Origin of the sequence: Nonomuraea turkmeniaca, assembly GCF_005889735.1 — a bacterium.
In the GTDB taxonomy this organism is placed as follows: domain Bacteria; phylum Actinomycetota; class Actinomycetes; order Streptosporangiales; family Streptosporangiaceae; genus Nonomuraea; species Nonomuraea turkmeniaca.
The window spans coordinates 19,942-27,628 of the sequence record NZ_VCKY01000142.1 but is presented as its reverse complement, the minus strand read 5'-3'; the positions used below and the strand labels follow the sequence as shown (position 1 = coordinate 27,628).

The 7,687-nt window shown below is 71.0% G+C and carries 7 protein-coding genes and 1 pseudogene; 4 read left to right on the top strand and 4 right to left on the bottom strand.

Going from position 1 to position 7,687, the window contains the following annotated elements; all coding sequences use genetic code 11:
- Both ETD86_RS33830 and ETD86_RS33825 read left to right on the top strand, forming a co-directional pair.
- On the top strand, positions 1-1,148 hold a 1,148-nt coding region (locus ETD86_RS33830; protein WP_246148610.1), incomplete at its 5' end, for a sensor histidine kinase.
- Positions 1,145-1,816, top strand: coding sequence for a response regulator (locus ETD86_RS33825; protein ID WP_138670714.1), 672 nt, complete (start codon positions 1,145-1,147; stop codon positions 1,814-1,816). The genes ETD86_RS33830 and ETD86_RS33825, both read left to right, overlap by 4 nt.
- Positions 1,817-1,983: 167 nt before the next feature.
- Here ETD86_RS33825 and ETD86_RS33820 read toward each other — a convergent pair whose 3' ends face one another.
- On the bottom strand, positions 1,984-2,955 hold the full coding sequence (locus tag ETD86_RS33820; protein ID WP_138670716.1) for an NAD-dependent epimerase/dehydratase family protein: 972 nt from the start codon (positions 2,953-2,955) through the stop codon (positions 1,984-1,986).
- 115 nt (positions 2,956-3,070) lie between these two features.
- On the opposite strand from ETD86_RS33820, the gene ETD86_RS55650 reads away from it, so the two are divergent.
- A complete protein-coding gene (locus ETD86_RS55650; protein ID WP_170223409.1) occupies positions 3,071-3,247 on the top strand; it encodes a hypothetical protein in 177 nt (58 codons plus the stop codon).
- Between the two features lie 79 nt (positions 3,248-3,326).
- Entirely contained in the window at positions 3,327-4,079 is a 753-nt protein-coding gene (locus tag ETD86_RS33815; RefSeq protein WP_138670713.1) for a TIGR04282 family arsenosugar biosynthesis glycosyltransferase, read from the top strand.
- A gap of 7 nt (positions 4,080-4,086) precedes the next feature.
- Here ETD86_RS33815 and ETD86_RS33810 read toward each other — a convergent pair whose 3' ends face one another.
- From ETD86_RS33810 to ETD86_RS33795, 3 genes and pseudogenes are all read right to left on the bottom strand, one after another.
- Positions 4,087-5,043 carry a cyclase family protein gene (locus ETD86_RS33810; protein WP_246148605.1) on the bottom strand — a complete coding sequence of 319 codons (957 nt, stop codon included), beginning with the start codon at positions 5,041-5,043 and terminating at the stop codon, positions 4,087-4,089.
- Between the two features lie 84 nt (positions 5,044-5,127).
- Positions 5,128-5,592: an AAA family ATPase gene (locus ETD86_RS33805; RefSeq protein ID WP_138670712.1), complete on the bottom strand. Its 465-nt coding sequence runs from the start codon at positions 5,590-5,592 to the stop codon at positions 5,128-5,130.
- Between the two features lie 322 nt (positions 5,593-5,914).
- Positions 5,915-7,429, bottom strand: a pseudogene (locus tag ETD86_RS33795) (carboxylesterase/lipase family protein).
- Positions 7,430-7,687: the final 258 nt, after the last annotated feature.

Here is a 7,687-nt window from a genome sequence, read left to right as displayed (position 1 = left end):
CTCCTGACCCCCCGACCGGCAACCCAACACCACCTGGCGTCCCGTCCAACGGCCCATCCCCACTCTCTGGCAACCCGTCCAGCAACGCGCCTGCCCAGCCTCTGCCCGACGACCCGCCCGCGTTCCTTGTGGCGCTGACGGCGTTACCGCTGGCGGCGCGGCGCCGGTACCCGCTCATCACCTTCTGGGTGGTGCTGGCCGCGGCTCTCGCCACCCACGCGAGTGCCACCTGGATCACCGTGCTGGCCTGCGCAGTCGCCGCGTACGGTGCCGTCGCCTACAGCCGTACCAGGTTCCTGGCATTGGGTGGCCTCGTGCTCGCGGCCGGGCTCGCCGGTGGCGCCTTCCGGGACGTCGCGCCCGCGCTGCCGAACTGGATGGGGCCGTTCGTCGTCCTGCTGAGCGTCGGCGTCTTCGGGAGCTTCGTCCGTTTCTGGCGGCGCCGGCTGGGAGCCAGCCGGCATCGGCTCGCCGAGCTGCAGCAGGCGCAGGCGAACGCCATGCGCAGGGCTGTCGCGGAGGAACGCTCCCGGATCGCCGCCGAACTCCACGACGTGGTGACCCACAATGTCAGCGTGATGGTGATCCAGGCCGGTGCGGCCCGCAAGGTCATGGACGTGGAGCCGGAACAGTCGAAGCAGGCTCTGCTCGCGATCGAGTCCGGCGGCCGGGCCGCCATGGCCGAACTGCGCCATGTCATGGGCCTGCTCGCCGGCCCGGGCGGTGAGCGCCTCGACGGGCCCTCCGACGGGCTCGAACCCCAACCCGGGCTCGACCAGCTCGACGCCCTGGTGGAACGGGTCCGCGCCGCCGGCGTGCCGGTGAGCGTCGAGGTGTCGCCGCCCGGGCCGCTGCCTCCCGGGATCGAGCTCGCCGCCTATCGCGTCGTGCAGGAGGCCCTCACCAACACGATCAAGCACGCGGCCGGGGCTGCCGCGTCCGTGACCATCGGTCATGACGGCGACTGGCTGCAGATCGAGGTGACCGACACTGGCGGAGCGCGGACCGCCGGGCCGCGGACCGGCAACGGCAGGGGGCTGATCGGGTTGCGCGAGCGGCTCGCTGTCTACGGCGGGACTCTGGACGCCGGACGCATGGCCGGGGGCGGATTCCGGATCAAGGCCCGCGTCCCGTGGAGGACGACATGACCGAGCGGTTGCGCGCCGTCATCGCCGACGACCAGGCACTGGTACGCACGGGCTTCCGCATGATCCTCACCGCCGGCGGCATCGAAGTGGCGGCCGAGGCCGCCAACGGGGACGAAGCCATCGCCGCGGTCCGCCGTACCAGGCCCGACGTTGTGCTCATGGACATCAGGATGCCGCAGATGGACGGCCTCGAAGCCACCCGGCGGATCCTCGCGGGCGGTGCCGAGGGCACCCGCGTGCTGATCCTGACCACCTACGACCTCGACCACTACGTGTACGCCGCGCTCGCCGCGGGGGCGAGCGGGTTCCTGCTCAAGGACGTCACACCCGAACACCTGGTGGCCGCGGTACGCCTGGTGCGCTCCGGCGACGCCCTGCTCGCGCCCACCATCACCCGCCGCCTGGTCGAACGTTTCGCCCGCCGCGACAACGTGAAGCCCACCCTCCACCGTGATCTCTCCCAGCTGACGCCCCGGGAGCTGGACGTCCTGCGCCTGCTCGCCACCGGCCTGAGCAACGCCGAACTCGCCGACCAGCTGACCCTCAGCGTGGCCACGGTGAAGACCCACGTCGCGCGCATCCTGTCCAAGCTCGGCCTGCGCGACCGTGTCCAAGCCGTGGTGGTCGCCTACGAGACCGGCCTGATCTCCCCCGGCGGCACCGGCTGACCTGCATCCCTTATTCCGGCTGTCCCCTTAGGAGGCGCGAGCGCACCCGATTCGCACATCCGCAGCCGGGCGTCCTGCAAAGTTCAGAGAGGTGGCCGTCGGGCATGCGTGCGAGCACCCAGTCGAGTGCGGCCTCCTCGTTGAGGCAGAGTAGATCACGTCTACCGTCATGACCGGGCGAACTCCTTCATCCCGTCCTCGAAGCCGACCTCGGCGCGGAAGCCGAGCTCGAGGCCGGCCCGTTCAGGGGAGGCGACGATGTGGCGGACGTCCCCCAGCCGGTAGCCACCGGTGACCTGCGGGTTCGGTCCGCCCCGCTCGGCGGCCAGCGCGGCCGCCATCTCGCCCACGGTGTGCGGGGTGCCGCTGGCGACGTTGTAAGCCCTCAGCTCACCGGGTCGCGACAGCGCCAGGATCGCCGCCAGGTTCGCCCGTGCGACGTCGCGCACGTGCACGAAGTCGCGCATCTGGCGGCCGTCCTCGAACACCTTCGGAGCCCGGCCCGCCTCCAGCTCGGAGCGGAAGATCGCGGCCACTCCCGCGTAGGGGGTGTCGCGAGGCATGCGCGGGCCGTAGACGTTGTGGTACCTGAGCGCCATGGCACTCCCGCCGGTCTCCCTGGCCCAGTTGGCTGCCAGGTGTTCCTGGGTGAGCTTGCTGGTGGCGTAGGCGTTGCGCGGATCGGGTGGCGCGTCCTCTCCGATGGCGGCACAGGCCGCCGGCTCGCCGCACCGTGGGCAGACCGGCTCGAAGCGGCCCTGCTCCAGGTCCGGCACGGTACGCGGGCCCGGCCGGACCCGGCCGTGCCGGGCGCACTCGTAGTCGCCCTCGCCGTAGATCACCATCGAGGAGGCGAGCACCAGCCGTCCGATCCGGTGCCGCGCCATGGCCGCCAGCAGCACGGCGGTGCCGTACACGTTGACCGAGGCGTAGTCCGGCAGGTCGGAGACGTCTACGCCGAGACCGACCTTGGCCGCCTGGTGCGCCACGAGGTCCACGCCCGGCAGCAGCCGATCCAGCGCCGCGTCGTCGCGTACGTCGGCTCCGGTCCGCAGGTCGAGGCCGACGACCTCGTGCCCCGCGGCCTCCAGGACCTCGACCACGTGGCTCCCGATGAAACCGGCCGAGCCGGTGACCATCACCCTCACCCGGCCGACGCTAACGGGCCGCATGATCGTGCTGAAGGTACGTTCGCACTCCGTAAGAACTTTCCGGCTGAAGTACTTACGGAGTGCGTACGGTCGGCGCCACGGGGTGGCATCGCGCTGGCCGGCCCCGCTGCGCGGCGATGGGTTGTCCCCCTCCGCGTGCGAGGATCCCGACGCGTGGGCGCCTTACGCCGCCATCCCGCTGCTCGCCCTGGTCGTCCTCCACGATCTGCGCCATGGCGACCCGGAACGGCCCTGGCACGGGGCCATGGTGATCAGCTGACCGCGATCGTCATGCTCGCGCCGGCGCTGTCAGCATCTCGTAAGGATTGAGCACATTGCGTCGCCCTACTGTCGATCACGTGGCCCAAATCATGATCCTTGCCAAGGAGCCGGTGGCCGGCAGGGCCAAGACCCGGCTGACCCCGCCCTACACCCCGGACCAGGCCGCGGCCCTTGCCGAGGCCGCTCTCCGCGACAGCCTGCTCGCCGTCGCCGCGACACCCGCCAGCCAGCGGTTGCTCGCCCTCGACGGGCTGCCGGGCAGCTGGCTGCCGCCCGGCTTCGTGGTGATCCCCCAGCGCGGCTCGGGACTGGACGAGCGTTTGGCGGCGGCGTTCTCGGACGCCTACCGGCTCCTGCCGGAAGCCGTCGTGCTGATCGGCATGGACACTCCGCAAGTCACGCCTACCCTGCTCGGGGAGGCGGTGGAGGCATTGGAGAATCACGACGCCGTGTTCGGCCCGGCCGCGGACGGCGGCTTCTGGCTGCTCGGCCTGCGCGAGCCGGACCCTGCGCTGCTGCTCGGGGTGCCGATGTCCCAGCCGGAGACCGGCAAGCTCCAACTCGACCGGCTGGACCGGGCCGGGCTGACCGTCCATCTGCTGCCCGAGCTGAGCGATGTCGACACCGCAGCGGACGCCCTCGCGGTGGCCGAGCAGGCACCCGCCTCCCGCTTCGCCGCCGCAGTGCTGCTCGAACATCCCCACCTCGGTGAAGGCCGCCTTGAGGCGCTCGTGCCGCCTGGTTCCCGACCAGCACGGCGTGTCCTCACCGACCACGACCGCGTTCCAGGTGCGGGCCGGGTCCTTCATGGCATCGCACCGCCCTCCTGAACCGCGGTCAGAATGTGGCGATCGGGTTGACCGGGCTGCCGGACGTACCGGCGAAGCGGACCGGCGCGACTGCGAGGTGGAAGTCCCACTGGCCGAGCTCGACAGCCGTCGTCGCGCACGCCTCCAGGTCGCAGTTGTCGAGCATCCACAGACCCATGGCGACGAGGCTCACGGCGTGAACCGGCATCAACACGTCTTCGTACCCCGATGGCTGAACGTCCTGGGGGGTGTCAGCGCCGATCAGCGCGACCTCCCGTTCATGCAGCCACGGCAGGCAGGACGCGTGCCAGCCGGCCTGCGTGAAGCCGCTGGCCGCACCGGTCTCGTGCCGGACGCGGCCATAGCCGGTCCGCAGGAGTACGGCATCGCCGGATCGCACCCGCACGCCCTGGCGACGCTCGGCCTCCTCGAGATCGTCGGGAAACACACCCTGCCCCGGTTCCAACCACGGCACATCGCGGACCCTCGCAATGTCCAGCAGGACACCACGCGTGATGATCCCGTTCGCCGCCGCCGTGACGGCCGCCCACGCCGATCCCGTTGGGGCGTCGACCAACGAGTGCGACCGCCCGTTGTACATCGTGCCGTCCCAGAAGATGTGACACGGCGAGTCGATGTGGGTGAGGGTGTTGCCGTGGAACGTGATGCCGAGCCGCTCGGACGAAAAGCCCCAGCGCCGGTCGTTGCGGAATCCGGGCACCGGCATGTTCTCGGCACCCGGCATGTCGGCGGCGCACGGGCACGTCGTCGTCGACCGCTCCATGTCTTCCGGTACGGCAACCTCCCATGCGCACGACACGCTCCTGCCGTGGCGCACGGCCCGCGCCGCCGCCAGCCGGACGTCGTCGGTGATGTGGTTCAGAGTGCCGCGCTCGTCGTCGTCGCCCCACCGTCCCCAGTTCGACAGCGTGTTGAAGTACTCGAGCACGTCGTCCTGTGTGGGCATCGGTCGCCCTGCCGTCATCCCAGCATCGACTCCTCTGGTCACGTGGTTCGAGGCACCACAGGCAGGGTATCCCGCCCTCTCCTTCGATATGACCTCGCCGGGTCAGAGCACGTGCTCGAGTACGAGGTCGGCGACCCGCTCGACGGTCACCGTCGTGACCACCTCGAGCGTGGCGGCCGCTCTGAGCAAGGGCTCCACCGTCTCAAGGTAGTCGAGTGTCTCGGCGAGCTCGGCCGGATCCTTCCCGTACGGATTGTTGGTCCGCGTGGTGAGCCGCTCGACGAGGACCTCGGCTGGAGCGCTGAGCAGCACGATGTGGTCGAAGCGAGGGTAGAAGGCGACCTGGTTCCGCGTCGTGCCCTGCACGAATAGCACTCCTCGATGCTCCCCCGAATCGTCGGCGAGCAGCGCGTCGATCCCACCCTCATGCCAAAGCGTCTCGCCATCCACCGTTTCGCAGTAGTCGCCGTAATCCGTGTCCACAGTCCGGTAACCGCGCGCGGCCAACTCATGCAGCAACGAGGTCTTGCCCACCCCCGACATCCCGGTGATCAGCACACGTTTCATGCTTCGGAACGATAACCGACGCGCCATTGCACCATCGCCGCGGACAGTCCGTGACCACGGCCGGTGACCGAGCCGTGATCGGCGAAATTTGCGCCGTCACCCATCCGGAGGCGACACACCGCATCGAGGGGGTCGCCGGCGGCTGGCATGATTCGCAGCTGCCGCCAGCCGGCCTCACCGCGGCGGCCTCCATTGCCCAGGCGCTGCGAGGCCCAGATCCCGGACAGCGCCGATGTGCAGCTGTTCTCCTCGGATCTGCAACGCACCCGGCAAACGGCCGAGAAGGTGGGCCGGTTCGCGGGAAGGGCAGCGGTGCGGCCGGCTACGGCCGCGCCCGCAACGGGAGGGGGCCGAAGGCGTGACCGGCCCACAACTCACGGGAGGCCTCCTCCGGATACGCTGTTATGTCCGGCTCGGTGTCGATGACCCAGGTATGCCGGTTTTTCGGCTCGTACGCCGGCCAGCCCGGATCACCGGTCGTGGCGAAGGCGATCCATGCCGCACGGACCCGGGCCGACAGCGTGGCCGCGGCCGGTGGCGGCTCCTGCCCGATCAGCAGTCCTGCCGCTCCAGCGGTCAGGTTGCCGAACGTCAGCGGCAGGCCGAGCCCGTGACAGGCGCCGAGGGCATCGCCGTCCATGCCGGGGGCCGGCCAGGTCAGCTCGTACAGGTGGGCCCGGCCGCGCCTCTGGTGAGCCTCGGCCAGCCGGACGGAAGGCATCCGGAACAACCAGTCGGAGTGCACCAGCTCGTACAGCCGCTCGTCGCCGGCCCCCGGGTAGGCGGCCCGGTAGGCCTCCGGGTCCGGGGCGAGCTCCCGCAGCGCGGTGGCCGCCCGCTCGGCGGTGATCTGGCCGGTGTCGCCCCTGATGGCCATGAACAGCCGATACTCGTCGCGGGTGTGCCCCGCGATCAGCTCCACATCGCGCGCGGCCCCGTTCGCCAGTGACCGCCACGGCACCGCGGTCAGCACCTCGCCGTCCACGACCGGCGCGAACGGCGACTGGACGTACGCGGCCCGGCCCCACCGCGGGCGGCCGCCCATCTTGTCCGCCACCGCGTCCCCGGCGTCGATCAGCCGCTCCGGCGACAGGCGGGCGAGTTCGCCCGCGCGCGGGGGCAGGCCCAGCTCACCGGCCACGGCGGCGGCGATGTCGGCGGCCAGCTCAGCGGAGAAGAACAGGCCTGGCACGCTCTGCGCAATCGCCCTGCGGAACAGACCGGCGGCTTGGGGCATCGCCATCAGCGCCGCGATGCTCCCGGCTCCGGCGGATTCCCCGAAGACGGTGACCCGGTCCGGATCTCCGCCGAAGGCCGCGATGTTGTCGCGCACCCAGCGCAGGGCGGCCACCTGGTCCAGCAAGCCGCGGTTGGCCGGTGCCCCCTGGAAGTGTCCGAAGCCCTCGGCGCAGACCCGGTAGTTGAAGGTGACCACGATGACGCCGTCCCGGGCGAGCACGCGGCCGTCGAAGAGCGGGTCACCGGACCATCCGTACATGTAACCCCCGCCCTGGATCCACACCATCACCGGCAGCCGAGCGGCGCCCAGGTCGGGGGACCAGACATTGACGGTCAACCAGTTGCCGTCCGCGCCGTCCGCGCCGTCCGCGCCGTCCGCGCCCAGCAACCTGGACTGCGGCGGCGGCGGACCGAACGCGCCGGCCTCGCGCACCCCGTTTCACGGCTCGGCCGGCACCGGTGCGGCCAGCCGCAGGGCGCCCACCGGCGGGAGCGCGAACGGCACGCCGCGGAAGACGGTCACGCCATCCTCCATCCGCCCGCGCAGCCTTCCCTTGGTCACCCGGACCTCCGGGTCTGCGGATCCGATGGCGCTCATGGCGCACTCCTCTTCGGGGGTGCCGGCTCCCACAGCCAGGCGCGGCCATCTTCACCCGAACCGCAGGCTCGCCGCACCTCGATATCGAGCGGGCCGGAGTAGCGGAAGGTCTGCCCTGCGTCATGCCGTCCTGATCACCCGCCGGCGAGCGAGGCGGAGTCGGGCCAGCGGTCGGCGGCTTGCGAGGCGTTAGATGCACCATGCCTTGAGGGTCAAACGGTCTACCTTCCGGGGGTTGGAGGGCCAACTTCGACCCCC

Excerpts from the sequence above, each read along its gene's own strand:
- ETD86_RS33825 (WP_138670714.1), top strand. The coding sequence starts at position 1,145 with ATGACCGAGCGGTTGCGCGCCGTCATCGCCGACGACCAGGCACTGGTA.
- ETD86_RS33810 (WP_246148605.1), bottom strand. The coding sequence starts at position 5,043 with ATGACGGCAGGGCGACCGATGCCCACACAGGACGACGTGCTCGAGTAC.
- ETD86_RS33820 (WP_138670716.1), bottom strand. The coding sequence starts at position 2,955 with ATGGTCACCGGCTCGGCCGGTTTCATCGGGAGCCACGTGGTCGAGGTC.
- ETD86_RS33805 (WP_138670712.1), bottom strand. The coding sequence starts at position 5,592 with ATGAAACGTGTGCTGATCACCGGGATGTCGGGGGTGGGCAAGACCTCG.